16 protein-coding genes and 1 tRNA gene are annotated in these 18,272 nt (G+C 38.1%); 14 read left to right on the forward strand and 3 right to left on the reverse strand.

The window, feature by feature from the left end; translation table 11 throughout:
* Positions 1-46: 46 nt before the first annotated feature.
* The 3 genes from I5M19_RS02160 (at position 47) to I5M19_RS02170 (ending at position 2,256) form a co-directional block, all read left to right on the forward strand.
* The gene (locus I5M19_RS02160) at positions 47-943 is read left to right on the forward strand and encodes a cation diffusion facilitator family transporter (protein WP_200063576.1); all 897 of its coding nucleotides are present in this window, start codon (positions 47-49) and stop codon (positions 941-943) included.
* Positions 944-1,068: 125 nt separating this feature from the next.
* On the forward strand, positions 1,069-1,458 hold the full coding sequence (locus tag I5M19_RS02165; RefSeq protein ID WP_200063578.1) for a hypothetical protein: 390 nt from the start codon (positions 1,069-1,071) through the stop codon (positions 1,456-1,458).
* 213 nt (positions 1,459-1,671) lie between these two features.
* Positions 1,672-2,256, forward strand: a complete 585-nt coding sequence (locus I5M19_RS02170) for a TlpA family protein disulfide reductase (protein ID WP_200063580.1) — start codon at positions 1,672-1,674, stop codon at positions 2,254-2,256.
* Between the two features lie 4 nt (positions 2,257-2,260).
* Here the strand turns inward: I5M19_RS02170 and I5M19_RS02175 are convergent, their stop codons facing one another.
* Together I5M19_RS02175 and I5M19_RS02180 are read right to left on the reverse strand one after the other, a co-directional pair.
* The gene (locus I5M19_RS02175; RefSeq protein ID WP_235985745.1) at positions 2,261-3,175 is read right to left on the reverse strand and encodes a mechanosensitive ion channel family protein; all 915 of its coding nucleotides are present in this window, start codon (positions 3,173-3,175) and stop codon (positions 2,261-2,263) included.
* 42 nt (positions 3,176-3,217) lie between these two features.
* Positions 3,218-4,954 carry an APC family permease gene (locus I5M19_RS02180; RefSeq protein WP_200063582.1) on the reverse strand — a complete coding sequence of 579 codons (1,737 nt, stop codon included), beginning with the start codon at positions 4,952-4,954 and terminating at the stop codon, positions 3,218-3,220.
* A gap of 251 nt (positions 4,955-5,205) precedes the next feature.
* On the opposite strand from I5M19_RS02180, the gene I5M19_RS02185 reads away from it, so the two are divergent.
* The 7 genes from I5M19_RS02185 (at position 5,206) to I5M19_RS02215 (ending at position 12,364) form a co-directional block, all read left to right on the forward strand.
* The gene (locus tag I5M19_RS02185) at positions 5,206-6,000 is read left to right on the forward strand and encodes a HipA family kinase (protein ID WP_200063583.1); all 795 of its coding nucleotides are present in this window, start codon (positions 5,206-5,208) and stop codon (positions 5,998-6,000) included.
* Positions 5,978-6,361: a DUF3037 domain-containing protein gene (locus tag I5M19_RS02190; protein WP_200063585.1), complete on the forward strand. Its 384-nt coding sequence runs from the start codon at positions 5,978-5,980 to the stop codon at positions 6,359-6,361. The genes I5M19_RS02185 and I5M19_RS02190 overlap by 23 nt, the downstream gene beginning before the upstream one ends.
* A gap of 29 nt (positions 6,362-6,390) precedes the next feature.
* Positions 6,391-6,855, forward strand: coding sequence for a hypothetical protein (locus I5M19_RS02195; RefSeq protein ID WP_200063587.1), 465 nt, complete (start codon positions 6,391-6,393; stop codon positions 6,853-6,855).
* 19 nt (positions 6,856-6,874) lie between these two features.
* Positions 6,875-7,714 carry a ThuA domain-containing protein gene (locus tag I5M19_RS02200; protein ID WP_200063589.1) on the forward strand — a complete coding sequence of 280 codons (840 nt, stop codon included), beginning with the start codon at positions 6,875-6,877 and terminating at the stop codon, positions 7,712-7,714.
* A gap of 247 nt (positions 7,715-7,961) precedes the next feature.
* Positions 7,962-9,422: a glycoside hydrolase family 30 protein gene (locus I5M19_RS02205; protein ID WP_200063591.1), complete on the forward strand. Its 1,461-nt coding sequence runs from the start codon at positions 7,962-7,964 to the stop codon at positions 9,420-9,422.
* A 118-nt stretch (positions 9,423-9,540) separates the two neighbouring features.
* A complete protein-coding gene (locus tag I5M19_RS02210; RefSeq protein ID WP_235985746.1) occupies positions 9,541-11,298 on the forward strand; it encodes a family 43 glycosylhydrolase in 1,758 nt (585 codons plus the stop codon).
* 103 nt (positions 11,299-11,401) lie between these two features.
* A complete protein-coding gene (locus I5M19_RS02215; RefSeq protein ID WP_200063593.1) occupies positions 11,402-12,364 on the forward strand; it encodes an acetyl-CoA carboxylase carboxyltransferase subunit alpha in 963 nt (320 codons plus the stop codon).
* 75 nt (positions 12,365-12,439) lie between these two features.
* Here the strand turns inward: I5M19_RS02215 and I5M19_RS02220 are convergent, their stop codons facing one another.
* A complete protein-coding gene (locus tag I5M19_RS02220; RefSeq protein WP_200063595.1) occupies positions 12,440-15,580 on the reverse strand; it encodes a DUF2723 domain-containing protein in 3,141 nt (1,046 codons plus the stop codon).
* 215 nt (positions 15,581-15,795) lie between these two features.
* On the opposite strand from I5M19_RS02220, the gene I5M19_RS02225 reads away from it, so the two are divergent.
* The 4 genes from I5M19_RS02225 (at position 15,796) to pth (ending at position 18,263) form a co-directional block, all read left to right on the forward strand.
* A tRNA-Gln gene (locus tag I5M19_RS02225) sits at positions 15,796-15,866 on the forward strand.
* A 144-nt stretch (positions 15,867-16,010) separates the two neighbouring features.
* On the forward strand, positions 16,011-16,955 hold the full coding sequence (locus I5M19_RS02230; protein WP_200063597.1) for a ribose-phosphate pyrophosphokinase: 945 nt from the start codon (positions 16,011-16,013) through the stop codon (positions 16,953-16,955).
* Between the two features lie 61 nt (positions 16,956-17,016).
* Positions 17,017-17,595, forward strand: coding sequence for a 50S ribosomal protein L25/general stress protein Ctc (locus I5M19_RS02235; protein ID WP_200063600.1), 579 nt, complete (start codon positions 17,017-17,019; stop codon positions 17,593-17,595).
* A 107-nt stretch (positions 17,596-17,702) separates the two neighbouring features.
* Complete coding sequence (pth, locus tag I5M19_RS02240; protein ID WP_200063602.1) at positions 17,703-18,263, forward strand: aminoacyl-tRNA hydrolase; 561 nt, start codon at positions 17,703-17,705, stop codon at positions 18,261-18,263.
* The last annotated feature ends 9 nt before the right edge of the window (positions 18,264-18,272 follow it).

Raw genomic sequence — 18,272 nt, forward strand, 5'->3', positions numbered from 1 at the left:
CTGTTAAAACCAAAAGCGTTAATTTTAAGTAGTTATCCTTTTCTGCATGCCCGCTTCAAAAACTCCTTTATATACAGCCTTTTTAGCAAATATAGTGATTGCTGGCACTAAGTTAACAGCTGCTTTTATTACCGGCAGTTCAGCAATGGCATCAGAGGGGATACACTCTTTGGTTGATACCAGCAACGAGGTTTTATTACTACTTGGAATGAAAAAAAGTAAGAAACCAGCAGATGTTAAACATCCCTTTGGGTATGGAAGGGAACTTTATTTTTGGGCTTTTATAGTATCCTTATTGTTTTTTGCATTGGGAGGAGGAATGTCTATATATGAGGGTGTCCTGCATATTATGCACCCGGAAGAAATAAAAAGCCCCGTATGGAACTATGCTGTGTTAGGCATCGCGTTTGTTTTCGACGGGTTATCGTTATTAACTGCTTTAAAAGAATTTAACAGGCAACGAGGTGATACGCCATTTTGGGAAGCAGTACGCAAAAGTAAAGATCCGTCAACCTTTGTAGTATTATTTGAGGATGCTGCCGATGTAATTGGCATATTAATTGCCTTCACCGGAATTTTCCTGAGTGCATTGTTGCAAAACCCGTATATTGATGGTGTGGCCTCTATACTAATAGGTATATTGCTTACTATAGTGGCTTTGTTTTTAGTAAGGGAGAGCCGCAGTTTGTTGATGGGTGAAACAGCTCCTATGGAAGAGATAGCGAGTATATTAGCTATTCTAAAAACTGATGAAAATGTTATTGATGTAGCTAGCGAACGATCGATGTATCTTTCACCTGAAGAAGTAATATTGTTTTTAAATATCAAATTTGATCCGGAACTCCAAAGCCGGGATTTGGCAAATGTTATCAACTCTATACACGCAAATATACAAATACAATACTCCCATTATAAACACATCTACATAGAACCTGTTCAGTAAGTTTATTCCTATTTTACCTTAAGTCGTATTGCGATTGTAAAAAACATATTACTTAAGCCATTCGGAACAAGATCCCTTAAACGTTCTGTGATTTGTGTAGTCAATACTGTATAAAAAATAAAAATATGAAAAAGTTACTATTGATGATAACCCTTGTAGCCGGAATGAATTTTTTGGCACAGGCGCAAACAAACAACAACAAAACGCCTCAGCAAAAGGCACAGCACATGACTATGATGCTGCAAAAAAAGTTAGCTTTAACCGCGGAGCAATCTGCTAAGGTCAAAGCCATTATGTTGAATCAGGCGATCCACATGGATAGTTTAAAGAAAAACATGTCTGCAGATAATCGCAAACAGAATCATAAATCCAGAAGGATGATCATGAAAAAAACTAATGCAGCATTAAATGCCGTATTAACCCCCGATCAGCAAAAAAAATACGCAGAATTAAAGGCCAGCAGAAAAGGGCATGGTAGAGCAAGAAAAGAGACTACCTCTCCGGCCTTAGGATAATTTTAAGATTAATTAATATGAGCAGATAGTGAAGAACTATCTGCTTTTTTATTGAAGTAATTTCTGCATCTGTTTAAAATAATGGCATTCAAACGGTTAATGAGTATACAATTCGGAAACTTGCTTATTTACGTCAGCTATTCAGCCGGTATAACTTCGCTCCAATAGATCGTTTTAAACTTATAGCTTTGTAGTTGCTAATTATCAGTTAAGATGTATAAAAAGATTTTTTCAAAAGGAAACCTGATCAATCTTCTTCTGGTCGTTATATTTCTGGTGATATTCTTTAATCCATCTGCTAAGGCGTTGTTAATAAGAGGCTTAATGCAGGTGGGGTTATTTCAACCTGATCTCGAAAGTCCATCACCTGACGTATTATCACAAAACATACCCGATATGATATTTGAGGATGTCAACGGAAATGTCATTCACTTGGGCGACGAAAAGAACAAGGTGATATTTGTAAATTTTTGGGCTACATGGTGTCCGCCGTGTATTGCCGAAATGCCTTCGATAAATACCCTGCACAACAAGCTAAAATCCAATAAGAATATTCTTTTTTTGATGGTTGATGTTGATCATCATTTAAATAAGTCAGTAGAATTTATGAAAAACCATAATTATCCACTCCCGGTATATCAAACTGATAGTAACATGCCGCCAAATATTTTCGGTGGCACAATACCAACTACGCTTATTATTGACAAAGGGGGTAAAATAATTTATCAACACAATGGCGCGGCTGATTATGACAGCCAAAAAATGGTGGATTATTTAGATCTCTTATCTAAGCAATAAATGATCAGGAATTTGTGGTGTTTACGGTCATTTCGCTAAGGGTTGCGCCACCTTTTATTCCAAAATCCAAAGTACGTATTGGGAAAGGTATAACAATGTCATTTTCATCGTAAGCTTTTTTAATGCTGATTATGGCTTCACTGCCTACGTTTAAAAAAGCAGCCTGTTCAGCGGTGCTAACCCATATACGTAATAAAAAGTTAATGGAACTATCGCCAAATTCCTGATAAAACAATGTGATCTCTTCGTCTTCGCATATGCCCGGTAGCCCTTTTACCGCGGCCAAAGTAACTTTCCTCACTTTTTCCAGATCGTCGCCGTATGATACGCCTATGCTCATGTCTATGCGTCGTTTACCTAATAGTGAATAATTTTCTATCGGGTTTTGAAAAACATCTTTATTTGGAATTATAACCATTTGACCCTGAAAGGTTCGCAAAACAGTGTCTCGCAGATTAATATCCTCTACTTTGCCCATATAATCGTTTATTTTAACAATATCTCCAATATGCAAAGGGCGGCGGAAAGAAATAAATATACCGGATATAAAATTAGCTGCTATATCCTGAAAAGCGAATGCAAGTGCCAAGCCTATAATTCCGGCACCGGCTAAAATAGTAGTAACCGCTTTATCGAGTTTTAGTACTGTAAGTGCGGTAAATATGGTTATACCGATAAAGGTTAAATAAACTATGGAAACGAACAGATTGTTCAGGCTGGTGTTTTGTGAAAATCTCTTTATTAATTTGGCAGCTAAGTTCCTTATCCAGCGGGCTATAAAAAAACCAACAGCCAATATCACTGCCGCTAAAATAATATTTGGCAGCAGTTTAATTAGTTCATGCAGCCATGATGTTAATTTTTGGGAAATCAGGTTGTAAGCATCAGTAATGTTCATATTTTTCAAATCGATCTGCATTTAGTATAATGAAGTTTATTTATTAGCACAGGCTACAGGTTATCAAATAATTAACCGTACACCGTGCAGGTCGGCAAGGCGGTGTGAAAACTTATTGCTGGGCGAACTTATGAACATGAAGTTGGTGGGAATTTCCCATTCTTTACTTAATTTGCTGATAAGCTTTGGGCCAAAAGTGCCGGTTATTTGTATAAATTCAATATCAATTTCGGGATATGCTCTGTCAAGAACTTCAAAATCACGCATAAACGATGGATCTATCTTCTGTTCCTCTTTTAATACGGTTACAATTCTTAGTTTGTTAGTTATCTCATTCTCCTGCACATATATCATTACTTTATTAAGTACAGATATGTCATCGCCTTTAGTAAAATAAACAAACTTTTGCTCAGATAGTTTACGAAGATACTTTCTTAAAAATAAGCGGCTGATTACTGCGAGTCGTTTAATAGAATCGAAAAAGCTGGTAGTTGCCTTTAATAAGTACTGTAGAATTTGTTTTCTGTCAAGCAGAATAAAAATGATAAGTATCGACGGTATAAAATATTGCAAAAATACGATCAGGTATTCGGGATGTGTTTTAATATTGAGATAAACGGCAATTAATACAAAAAATATAGCTAACCCTACAATAAAAGGCGAAGCACGCTCGGGACGCGGCAGGCGAGCGCGTTTTATTTTCAGCAAGAAGTTGCCAAAACCAAAGTAAACCATTACCATTAAAAATGATATAGTATAAACACCTGCAAGCGGGCCTAATTCACCATTTGTTATAAATAATACAGAAAGGCATAGTAAAAAGAACATTATAAAAATGCGTGGCGAAGTACCTCGTTTATTCTCTTTTAGAAGCGTTTGAGGAAGTATGCGGTCGAGGGTCATACGTTTTATCAATCCCCCCACACCCACATATGAGGTCAAAACCGCACCGCTTAATACTAAAACTGCATCAATTGATATAACGGTGGCAAGCCATTGCCCGCCGGTATTATAACCGAGGTGGGATAATAGTGCTTCGTTATGCTGTACTGCGTCCGATAGAGGCAGAACCAAAACTGCTGTTAGCGCCATTAGCGGGTTTATCACCGATACTGCAACCCACATATTACGGAGTGTTTTAGGAAACACGCCCGGCGCTTGCTCTTCTACAAAATTTGCGGAACTTTCAAAGCCTGAAATTCCCAGCATTGCAGTACTGAAGCCAAGAAATAACGCTCTTACGATACCACCACTTACGGGAGTATGAAAATTCTGGGAAGCAACCGATAACCCGTTTTGTGATACGTACCAAAAACCACTTGCAATTAATACTACCATTGCGGTTAGGTGAGTTATAAATATTACGGTAGCTACTACCGCCGATTCGGATATTCCGGCAATAACGAGCATTAAAAATATGCTTAATAAAATAATGGTAGCCGTAAAAACATTGATAAAGCTTACCAGGCTGTGCAAATACTGCATAGCTTCACTTGCAGAGATTACAGCCGTTACCATATAAGAAAGAATAGTAAGGCAGGCAGCAATCGAAGCATTGCTTTTACTTGTTGTATTTAATAATACATTATATGCACCGCCATTTAAAGGCAGCGCGCCAACTACTTCGCCATATATTTTGCGAAATAAAAACAATACAGCCGCTACTATTAGTAAAGCAAGCCATGCATATTGACCCGCATATACAATGGTTAAAGCAGATACATATAAACACGAGGAGGTAATGTCATTTCCGCAGATAGCTGTTGCAGATAATTGGGATAATTTTTTGTGTCCGCTCATTTTTTACAAATGGTATTATTCATTAGCATTTTAATAATAGCTATTAAATCTGTAGGCCATTAAAATGGTAATATAACAATTTAATTTACAACAATTTTTAATTGAATTAGCTGGGGTAAGGCTAATAGTACAATTGATTTATCCGGTAAATGTTTAAATTATTTAAGATTTCAGGCTTGCGTTTATTTATAATAAATAATGGCGAAAAAAACAACTCATGTTATTTACTGCTATATTAGCATCACTAAATTATGACAGCCATCAAGCCTAAACTAAGAACAGTTAACGTAACGAGATATGTTACACCGTTGCGTGAAGGCGGATCGTTACCGGCAATTGCTGAAGCTGACGATGATTTTTTATATGTATTAAAATTTCGAGGAGCAGGGCAGGGGCCCAAAGCTCTGATTGCGGAATTAATAGGAGGAGAAATAGCCCGCACATTGGGTTTTAAAATTCCAGAATTGGTTTTTGTCAATCTGGATGAAGCATTTGGCCGTACCGAACCAGATGAAGAAATTCAGGACCTGCTCAAATTCAGCGTTGGTTTAAACTTGGGTTTACATTATTTATCCGGAGCCATCACTTTTGATCCGACGGTTACACTTGTAGATGATTTACTCTCTTCTCAAATAGTTTGGTTAGATGCTTTGCTTACAAATGTAGACCGTACCGTTAGGAATACCAATATGCTAATCTGGCATAATGAACTGTGGTTGATAGACCATGGCGCGGCACTTTATTTTCATCATTCCATGGATAAATGGGAGGAGCAGGCAAAACGTCCTTTTATACAAATAAAAGATCATGTTTTATTATCGCATGCTTCGGAATTAGAGACGTTTGATGAGCATTTTAGAAAAATACTTAATCCACAAAGTATTTTAAATATAGTATCGCTTATACCTGATGATTGGCTTACAGAAACATCATTTGGTTCGGCTGATAAACAACGAAATATTTATGCGGATTTTTTAAATTCACGCATAGCAAACTCAAAAATTTTTGTAAAGGAGGCACAAAATGCAAGATCGTTACTTATTTGAGTATGCAGTTATACGTGTGGTGCCGAAGGTAGAACGCGAAGAATTTATGAATGTGGGGGTTATACTTTACTGTGCAAAGCATAAATATTTAAAAATGAAGTACAGTATTGATGGGAAACGATTAAGGGCTTTATCAAAAGAATTAGATATAGAAGAATTAGAGCGTAATTTATTATCCTTTAAAAGGATTTGTGAAGGAGATGCTAAAGGCGGACCTATAGCGAAATTGGATGCGCCATCACGTTTCAGATGGCTTACTGCCACACGTAGTACCGTAGTACAAACATCTAAGGTGCACCCCGGGCTTTGCGTTGATGGAGAAGATACGCTGGTCCGTTTATTTAATGAACAGGTTAAATAACTTATACTTTACACATTAAAATCGCAATTATGAAATTAAAATCCTTACTTATCCTGGTTGCAATCATAGTATCAACCGGTTGCAAAGGCCCCGGAGAAAGAAACCTTACTGAGATCCCCGTTTCGCCAATCTATGGAACATGGAAATTATCATCTGCTGTAACAATTACCAAAGGCGACAGCGTATCCACGTATCCAGTAAAAGGGCAGGAAATGATAAAGATCATAAACGGTACACATTTTTCTTTTTTCAGGCATGATGTTAAAGGAGGTGGTAGCGAGCCGATATATGATACAGGTGCAGGAACCTACCGGTTAACTGGTGATAATTATACCGAAAATTTACAGTACTGTAATTACCGCGAATGGGAGAACCATTCTTTTACTTTTAAGGTGACCTTTAAAGGTGATACTTTAATTCAAAAAGGAATAGAACGTATAGATAGCCTTAATATTAACCGTGAAATTGTAGAAACCTACGTTAAGATTAAATAGCCTTACTAAATAAAAAATTATGTCAAATCGCGATAAATTAAGATTGATTTTATCAAGTATATTTTGCTGGTTTATAGCGGTGCAATCCTTTGCCCAAAGCAATCCCAAATTTAAGGTGATCGCTTTTTATACTGCAAAAAATGACCAGGCTCACATCAGCTTTGTCCACGAGGCTAACAAATGGTTCCCTGAAATGGCCGCTAAGTATAATTTTAGTTACGATTCAACAAGTAACTGGAGCAATTTAAATGAGCAATTCTTAGCAAAATATAAGGTGGTGATATTTTTGGATACCCGTCCGGATGATCCTGCACAAAGAATGGCTTTTGAAAAATACATGAAAAACGGCGGTGGATGGATGGGTTTCCATTTTTCTGCTTTTGCGCTTACACCTTCAGACTATCCCCAAAATTGGGATTGGTACCATAACGAATTTCTGGGTTCGGGCCAATATGGCAGTAATACATGGCGACCAACATCAGCTATTTTAAGAGTGGAAGACAGGACGCATCCGGCTACTAAAAATTTACCGGAAACGTTTAAGGCCTCCCCTAATGAATGGTATCGTTGGGAAAAAGATCTTCGTAAGAATCCCGATATTAAAATTTTGGCCTCTATTGATTCAAGCAGTTTTCCTTTGGGCACAGGGCCAAAACAAAATGAGATTTGGCATAGCGGATACTACCCGGTTGTTTGGACAAACAAAAATTATAAAATGATCTATTTTAACATGGGGCATAATGATATCGATTATGAACATCATACTAATAAAGATCTTTCGCACACCTTAAATAATCCAATTGAGGATAAGCTTATAATTAATGCTTTGTTATGGCTTGGGGATGGAAAGAAACCTTAATTAAAATTGATAATTGCGATTTAACCGTATTTAATAGTCCCCCGTCATCCTTAAGCGGCTGTTTCTAACTAATTGATTGATATTGCTTTAATGCATTTGGAGATTGGTATTATAAAGTATTAGCAAAATCACAAATCATTAAATATCAATTATTTATAATTTTTTTATTACTTTTTTAAGGCAAACTTTAATAGATTTGGCATACCAAATATTATAATTTAACACCCCCGTTCCCGTTAATAACATTATGAAAAAAGGAATATTATTTACCTTCCTTGCTACGGTATCCGCAAGCGTGTTCAGTCAGAACACAGTTAAATCCAAATCACCATACTCGGCAGCTAATAAATCTGTAACAGTTTACGTAACAGAAAAAGGCTCAGATAAAAGATTGGCTAAAACCGAAACCCTCAAATTTACCGACGATCCGCAACCACCGGAAACACAGGTATCTGTATTTGTTGATCCATCAAAAAAATTCCAGACCATGTTAGGTATAGGCGGCGCTTTAACTGATGCCGTTGCCGAAACCTTTTATAAATTGCCAAAGAATAAGCAAAAGGAGCTACTAACCGCTTATTTCGATAAGGACAAAGGTATTGGTTATACCTTAGCGCGTACCAACATCCAAAGCTGCGATTTCTCAAGCGGCAGTTATAGCTACGTCTCAAATACTGATAAATCGCTAAGTACTTTTGATATCAGTCACGATAAAAAATACCGCATACCTTTTATTAAAGAAGCAATGGCCGCAGCAGGGGGTAAATTAACCATGTTCGTATCCCCATGGAGCCCGCCCGCATTTATGAAAGACAATAATGATGTATTACACGGTGGTAAGCTAAAAAGCGAATACGATCAGAGTTGGGCTAACTTTTATATAAAATTTATTAAAGCTTACGAAAAAGAGAACATACCCGTTTGGGGTTTGTCCGTCCAAAATGAACCTATGGCTACCCAAACGTGGGAATCATGTAAATATACCGCTGAGGAAGAACGGGATTTTGTAAAGAACTACCTTGGTCCAACATTGCAAAAAAGTGGTCTGGCGTCAAAGAAACTGATCGTTTGGGATCATAACCGCGATCTTTTGTATCAACGTGCGAGCACTATATTGGAAGACCCTGCTGCTGCAAAATATGTATGGGGTATCGGGTTCCACTGGTACGAAACCTGGACAGGCGCCGGTCAGAATTTCGAAAACGAACGGCTTACGCATAATGCATTCCCGAATAAAAACTTAATATTTACCGAAGGCTGCGTAGAAAAATTTGATTTTAACCGTTTACACGACTGGGCTTTAGGCGAGCGTTACGGTTTATCAATGATCAACGATTTTAATGCCGGTACCGTTGGATGGACGGATTGGAATATTCTCCTGGATGAAAAAGGTGGTCCTAACCACGTGGGTAATTACTGCTTTGCACCCGTACATGCCGACACCCGCACAGGCGAGTTGATATATACCAACTCTTATTATTATTTGGGGCATTTTTCTAAGTTTATACACCCCGGTGCAAAACGTATAGCTTGCTCTGCCAGCAGGGACAGACTTTTAAGTACTGCTTACATGAATCCGGATGGAAAGATAGCGGTAGTAGTGTTGAATCTTACTGATGATAAAATTGATTATAGTTTATGGATAAAGGGCAAAGCTGCTAAAACTACCAGTCAGCCACATTCTATTGCCACATTGGTTGTAAACTAAAAAATAAAAGACAATATATAAAAGGGAGCTCCGTGTTAACGGGGCTCTTTTGTTTTTTGGATTTATTGCAAGATATTAGCTACTCCTTAACCAATTACCAAACAATAAGCTTACAGCAATGAAACACGCCACTCGTTTTGTATGTGTAACAATGTTTTGCCTGCATGTGTTAACGTCTTTTGGTCAATCAAAGCGGCTTACTTATTGCAACCCGCTGAATTTAGATTACGGATATACTCCTTTTGAAGACTTTGCGGCTTGGGGCAAACACCGTGCTACAGCAGATCCAACCATGACCTTATTTAAAGGTAAGTACTATCTATTCTCTACCAACCAGTTTGGTTACTGGTGGAGTACAGATATGCTTAATTGGAAATTTGTATACCGTAAGTTTGTGAGGCCATATAATCAGGTAAAAGGCGATGAGCTCTGCGCTCCCGCCACGTTGGTTTTGGGCGATACACTGCTGGTAATAGGATCGACTTATAACAAGGATTTCACACTTTGGATGAGTACCGATCCTACAACCGATACCTGGAAAGCAGCTAAGGATTATTTCCAGGTGGGTGCGTGGGATCCTGGAATGTTTGCTGATGATGATGGCCGCTTATATATTTATCATGGCTCAAGTAATACCCTCCCACTTTACGGGCAGGAAATAGACAGGCACACCTTTGAGCCAATCGGTCCAAAAAAGGAATTAGTAAAACTTGACCCTGAAAAATATGGTTGGGAGCGTTTTGGCGAAAATAACGACAACGTTTTTTTGAAACCCTTTATAGAAGGTTCTTGGATGAATAAGCATGACGGAAAATATTATTTACAGTTTGGGGCACCAGGCACGGAAGGTAAAGGCTATGGCGATGGCGTTTTTATTGGAGATAAACCTTTAGGCCCCTTTATTTATCAAAAGCATAATCCATTTAGTTATAAACCGGGCGGCTTTGCTAAAGGCGCCGGACATGGTGCTACCTGGGCAGATAAATTTGGCAACTACTGGCATATATCAACCATGGTTATTGATGTGAAGAATAATTTTGAAAGGCGGATAGGTTTTTGGCCGGCAGGTTTTGATAAAGATGGCGTATTATATGCTAATACAGCTTATGGTGATTATCCGCATTATCTGGCAAATGGTAAAGAAGATCATCTGAAAAGTAATTTCACCGGATGGATGATCCTGAATTACAATAAACCCGTTCAGGTATCATCAACCCTGGGCGCATATGCTCCGAATTTTGCTGTTGATGAGGATATAAAAACTTACTGGAGCGCCAAAACCGCTAATAAAGGCGAGTGGCTGCAAACAGACCTGGGCGATATAAGTACAGTTTATGCTATTCAAATTAATTACGCCGATCAGGATGCTAAGTTTTTGGGTAAATCATTAGGGGTTTGTCATCAATATATTATTTATTCATCGCTCGATGGAAAAAAATGGAAAGTATTGGTAGATAAAAGGAATAACAAAAAGGATGTTCCGCATGATTATGTAGAGCTAAAAAGTCCTGCAAAAGCACGATACCTTAAATTAGAGAATATACATATGCCTACGGGTAAGTTCGCATTGTCTGGGTTCAGGGTATTTGGCAAGGGAACGGGTTCCCCGCCAGATACGGTCAAAAATCTTATTGTATTAAGAGGTGATAGTGAACGCCGCAATGCCTGGTTACGTTGGCGCCAAACTAATGGCGCGATAGGATATACTATTTATATGGGTATAGCCCCTGATAAATTGTACAATAACATTATGGTATATAATGCCAATGAATACTATTTTAATGGCATGGACCGGGATCTTCCTTATTATTTTCAGATAGAGGCCTTTAATGAAAATGGTATATCCAAGCGTACAGCAGTCATAAAAGTGGAATAGCAAAAGTTAAATAATAGGGTTTGGCGTAATAATTGTCAGTTTAAAAATCATAATTAATTAATAACCCGCTTGAAATTTTTAATTTAGCGCCTCAATAAATGGTATGAAGATTACATTTGATTTTGAAAAACCGCTTGAAGAGATAATGCAGCAGATAGAAAAAGTGCAGCAGGTTGAAGAAAAAAACAAGCTGGACATGTCTGCTACAATAGCCGAATTAGAGGCTAAACTTGAAACAGCAAAAAAGGAGATATATTCTAATTTAACAGGTTGGCAAAAGGTTCAGATATCCAGACATCCGGAACGCCCTTATACATTACAGTATATAGAATTAATGTGCGAGGATTTTATTGAATTGCACGGTGATAGAACTGTAGGCGACGATAAAGCTATTGTTGGCGGTTTTGGCACTATAAACGGACAAACCGCAATGTTCATCGGACACCAAAAAGGGCGAAATACAAAAGAACGGCAGTACCGTAATTTCGGTATGGCAAACCCTGAAGGATACCGTAAAGCTTTAAGGCTGATGAAAATGGCCGAGAAATTTAACAAGCCTGTTATTACCCTGATTGATACACCCGGGGCTTTTCCGGGTCTTGAAGCGGAAGAAAGAGGTCAGGGTGAAGCTATAGCACGAAATTTATTAGAGATGGCTGTGTTAAAAGTACCGGTTATCTGTGTGGTTATTGGAGAAGGCGCATCAGGCGGTGCGTTAGGTATTGGTATAGGGGATAGGGTATTAATGCTGGATAATTCCTGGTATTCTGTTATTTCGCCTGAAAATTGTTCAACTATATTATTTAAAACCTGGGAGCAAAAGGAGCGTGCAGCGGAAATGCTTAAGCTTACATCAACAGAGATGTATAAAAATAAGCTGATTGATGGAGTGATAAAAGAACCTTTGGGTGGCGCTCACCAGGATCCAATAGCTATGGCCGCTATTCTGAAGAAACAATTATTAAAAGATCTGAAAATTTTAGGTGAGCGTAATATTGACGAACTTGTTGCTGAACGTATCGAAAAGTTTTGTTCAATGGGAGTGGTATTAGCTGATACCGAATAATATTATTATATAATTCAATTATTGCAGGGCTGTCCGCGAATTTATTTCGTGAAACAGCCCTGTAAGTGTTTTATACTATTCCCTTGGTTGGGGAAGCCCACCGAATTTTGTACCATAATCCTGTAATTGAGCTTCCAGCTTTTTAGCCAGATCTGTTTGTTTGTAATTAGTTGTTAGAGATACCATACTGTTTAATATTGATAGTTCTATCTGTACATCACGTGTATTTACTGAGTGACTATCGTTCTGATAAAGTTGATAGTTGTATCGCAACTGATCAATAACATAGTCATCCACCAAATTAATTAGTTTGGTAGCCATTGCAATATCATTTACTGCATAAGCGCTCCGGGCCATATAATATTTTTTTATCGCAATATCAGATGACTGAACTCTATCAGGAATCTCCTGCTCATATTTTTTCAACGCTTTTTTTGCGAGGTCAACATATCCTTCGTTTATCAAATTGTCAGCAAGTGTTGTAAATAAACCGGTAACCAGCGGATAATATAAGGTGGAAGATGTGTTATCCAAATGCCGGGCATTTTTCATATTGCCATATTTAAACTTATTCATCATGTTGTTATACATGATCATGGTGTTGCTGTTGTCAAACTGCTGCGAAGTTGTATCCGGTTTAAATGGCATTAAACGGTAGGCAAAACCTTCGTTATACATATAGCGGTCTAATCCCAGCATATTGTCACTGCCAACGGTTACTGTAAAATAGATTGGCCGTTTCCAGTTATTATGAGCCAATATATCCATCATAGCTAAGTTATCTTTAGTTAGATACTTGCCCGGGAAGGTAAAATCCATTTGCGTTGTAATTCGGTCTTTCTGATTGGCTGCTACATAACCAGCTTTAATAACCTCTTCGGGATCGACTGTTAATTTTAAGTTTTTAGTCGGTAAATAGTTGTCGCTTTCCCCGTTCTGATAAGTTATTTTTGCCTGACTATCATCAGAGGTTATAAAATCAAAAAGTTCTTTCAGTTCTGTAGCTCCCTTTACCTTGGCATCATTAAAATATAAAACATCGCGAACGCCAGTTTTGAATTTATCGTTACTCATGGTGATTGGCAGCGGCTCCGATTCATTCATCTTTTGTTTCATTTGCCTGATGTACCAATCAGTACCTAATAAACTCAAATTCACTATTCTTACATCGGGTCTCACATTTTCAACTTCCTGCAAATACCAAAGCGGATAAGTGTCATTATCTGCATAAGTAAATAAAATAGCATTCGGTGCGCAGGAGTTAAGGTAATTGTAAGCTATATCATGCGGTGTTAACTGTGTTGAACGGTCATGGTCATCCCATTCCTGGCTGGCCATTAATACCGGAGCGGCAAGCAAACAAAATACTGTTGCTATTATTGCACCATTTTTGGCATTTATTTTTTTACTTAAAAATTCAGCTATGAATAATACCCCCAATCCTATCCATATAGCAAAGGCATAAAAAGAACCGGCATAAGCATAATCCCGTTCACGTGGCTGCAAAGGATCCTGGTTTAAGTAAAGCACAATGGCCAAACCTGTAAAGAAAAATAAAACAGTAACAACCCCTGCATCACGCTGGTTACGTTTAAAATGATATATAAGCCCAAATAGCCCTATTATCAGCGGTAAAAAGTACAGCCGATTATAGGCATCACTTTCTGTTACTGATTTGGGTAAATCTCTTTTAAAATTTAAACCGCTAAGCCAGCTGCCGTCAATCGTACTATTGGTTTGGCCGTCTACGTCATTAGCTCGCCCTGCAAAGTTCCAAAGGAAATATCGCGTATACATTTGATTTATCTGCCAACTCGCAAAAAAACCGAGGTTAGTACCCATTGTAGGCACTCCTTGTGGCCCTAAATCAGTCCAGTCGCGATAAAACTGAGGGTGCCCCGGTTTTTGGCTGAACATTCTGGGGAACAACGTATTATGGTCGTAAATAGTATTTAATTTTTTGCCTGCAACTTCGTACTTTTTTTCACCCCTTCGGTAAATAGTTGCACCCTCTTTTTGGTCTATAGGCTGCGCATCAAAAAAATTGCCATACAATAAAGGCGTATCACCATATTGATCGCGGTTAAGATAACTGTTTAAGGCAAATGCATCCTCCGGATCACTATTGTTTAAGTTAGTACCAGCTTTTGCACGTATAACAATCATCACAAATGAGCTATAACCAAATAGTATAAATGCAGTGCAAATTAAAATCCGGTTAAGGGCCACTCGTTTTTCACGTACCTTCAATACATATTCAAGCAATGCTAATACCGCAATTGCCCCAATAAAACCAACTATACCTGCACTAAAAGTTAACAATAACACAAATGCTATTGCTGAAACTATTAACAATAACATTGATGGTTTAACGGTATAATAAATACCCGCCGCCAAAGCAATAACAACCAATAAAAAGAATACTGTAGCTCCGCTGCCAAAGCCCATTCCTAATGTATTTACAAAAAACAGGTCAGAAAAAGCAGCGCCTTTAACGGTGAACTGAATAACGCCCCAAAGTATAAGGGCAACGGTTATTATTCCTAACATAAACGCCCATATGGTACCACCCGTGGTGACGTTTCTTGATCGCCTGAAATAAATTATCAGCGCAATGGCCGGAATAACCAATAAATTTAAAAGGTGTATACCAATGGAAAGGCCCATTACATAGGCAATAAATATGATCCACTTATCAGACCGGGTTTCATCAGCATGTGCTTCCCACTTCAAAATTGCCCAAAACACTATTGCGGTGCATAGTGATGATTGTGCATAAACCTCAGACTCTACAGCTGAAAACCAAAATGTATCTGAATAGGTGTAGGCGAGCGCACCCACTAAACCGGCGCCAATAATTAATATGATATTGGTAGTATTCAGATCTTCCTGAACTTTTACCAGCATTTTTTTTGCCAAAGCGGTTATTGTCCAAAACAGGAACATTATTGTAGCCCCGCTGGCCAATGCCGATGCTAAATTTGTAAAGTAGGCTACTTTATTATTATTGCCGAATGAGAGTAAAGAAAATACTTTACCTATCATAGTGAACAATGGAGCGCCTGGTTGGTGGGCAACTTCCAAACGAAATATACAAGCTATAAATTCACCGCAATCCCAAAAACTGGTTGACGGTTCGAGCGTTAAAACATAGGTTAAAGAAGCTATTGCAAAGGCAATCCAGCCAAAAATATTATTAATCTTTTTATAGTTCATGTAATTATATTGCTGTATAATCAGTTTTTTAAACAGCCGAAAATAACAAAAGTATTAAGATGTTTAACCTAAAACATTTAGGATTAACACTTTTTAACTATAGCTCATGGTGTATAATATCATTTAAAATACTTTTTTAAATTTTGCTTTTGAGTTGTGATTTTTCGTCTTATATTTGCATTCCTTTTTGGGGCGGATAACAAACTAAAGGAGATTGCCTGATAGTATAATGGTAGTACGACGGTTTTTGGTACCGTTTGTCTAGGTTCGAATCCTGGTCGGGCAACTTAAGAATTTCGGATTTCGGATTTTCAACTTTCGGATAAACCTGGTTGGGAATAAGAAATCCGAAGTTTTTTATACGTATTGATGATTACAATTTTCGGTTTTAAGGAGTCATTCCTGAAAAACAGATCTGAAATCAAAAGAGATGCCTTTACAGTTTAATACGGTTAAGTTATTTGCAGGATCAGGTTCTATTGAGCTGTCGAAAAATATTGCAGCATCGTATGGTGGTCAACTTGGGGATGTAGTGCTGTCTCGCTTTAGCGACGGTGAATTTCAGCCTCATTTTAATGAATCTATACGCGGTTGTGATGTTTTTTTAATTCAGTCGACCAATCAGCCTACAGATAATTTAATGGAATTATTAATGATGGTTGATGCTGCGCGGCGAGCTTCAGCACATTACATTATTGCGGTTATACCTTATTTTGGATTGGCCCGGCAGGACAGGAAAGATAAACCACGTGTTGCTATAGGTTCAAAATTGGTTGCCAACTTATTGGTAGCTGCCGGTATTCACCGTATAATGACCATGGATTTGCACGCGGCGCAAATACAGGCTTTTTTTGATGTACCGGTTGACCATTTGGATGCATCGGTAATATTTGTGCCTTATATAAAAAGCTTGGGGTTAGGCAACTTAACCATTGCCTCGCCGGATATGGGGGGCTCTTACCGGGCACGTGGGTTTGCCAAATTTTTTAATGCGGAAGTTGTTATTTGTGATAAACGCCGCAAACGTGCTAACGAGATTGAATCAATGACGCTCATCGGTGATGTGACCGATCAGGATATTGTATTGATAGATGATATATGCGATACCGCTGGTACACTTGCAAAAGCGGCGGGCTTGATAATGGAACGCGGAGCGCGTTCTGTGCGTGCGGTATGTACGCATGCGGTATTATCCGGCAAGGCATATGAAACTATAGAGAATTCTGTTTTGACTGAATTAATAGTTACCGATACGATACCATTAAAAAAAGAAAGCCCTAAAATTAGAGTGCTTACAACAGCAGATCTTTTTGCAAAGGCTATAGAAAATGTAAATGAGCACGGCTCAATAAGTCAGCTTTTTAAGGTTGACTAATAATAAAATGAATTAAGATAATTATGCCCTGTTGGCATGAGTATAATAAATATATAAATAAATGAAATCAATTGCTATTAGCGGTTCTCCAAGAGAGAACGTAGGGAAACGAGACGCTAAAGAACTGCGTTACCAAGGCTTAGTGCCTGCAGTGCTTTACGGTGGGTCAACCCAAACCCACTTTTCAGTGTCCGCAGCTGATTTGAGATCCGTAGTTTATACGCCGGATGTTCATTTCATCGATCTTGACATTGCGGGCGAAAAATCACAGGCGGTTATTAAGGACATTCAATTTCATCCTTTAACTGAACAGATCATCCACATCGACTTTTTATTACTTGATGAAAAGAAGCCCATTGTTATTGAGATCCCTGTTAAATTGACAGGAACTTCTCCGGGTGTAAAGGTGGGTGGTAAATTGGTGCAAAAATTACGCAAATTGCGTGTAAAAGCTTTACCAAAAGATCACCTGGATACCATTGACGTTAGCATAGAAGAATTAGAAGTAGGTAAATCTGTACGTGTTGGCGAAATTAAAATTGATAAGCTTACTATTACCAATGCTGCTGAAGATACCATTGTATCTGTAACCACTTCACGTGCTTTACGTCAGGCAGAGCAAGAAGCTGCTAAAAAATAAGCTGATATTATACTAAGTGTAATAGAGATAGCGGTGGGTTTTAAACCCATCGCTATTTTTGTATAATTGCGATCTTAAAAAGTTTTCCTTTTCAGGAATTAAGTAATATGAAGTATCTAATAGTAGGTTTAGGAAATATAGGCCCGGAGTATGCCGATACCAGGCACAATATCGGCTTTATGGTGCTTGATGAATTTGCCAGGCAGCAGGGAGCTAAGTTTTATAATATGCGGCTGGCCTACTATACCGAAGTGTCTTTTAAAAGCCGAACCCTTTATTTAATAAAACCGACAACCTATATGAATTTGAGTGGTAAAGCACTTAACCATTGGATGAAAGAGTTGAAAATACCGGTTGAGAATGTATTGGTTATTGTGGATGATTTGGCTTTACCATTAGGTACTTTAAGGTTAAAACCTAAAGGTAGTGCTGCCGGCCATAATGGACTTAAGCATATAGAAGCCACATTGGGTAATAGCAATTATGCGAGATTACGTTTTGGTATAAGTGATAACTTCCCTAAAGGAAGGCAGGTTGATTATGTGTTAAGTGGTTTTGATGATGATGAAAAACCTGAATTATCGGCATTGATAGACCGTTCTATTGAAATGATAAAAAGTTTTGCTACCATAGGTACTGAACTTACTATGACCAAGTATAACAAATAGATAATTAGC

The sequence above is a fragment of the Mucilaginibacter segetis genome (assembly GCF_016522075.1).
In the GTDB taxonomy this organism is placed as follows: domain Bacteria; phylum Bacteroidota; class Bacteroidia; order Sphingobacteriales; family Sphingobacteriaceae; genus Mucilaginibacter; species Mucilaginibacter segetis.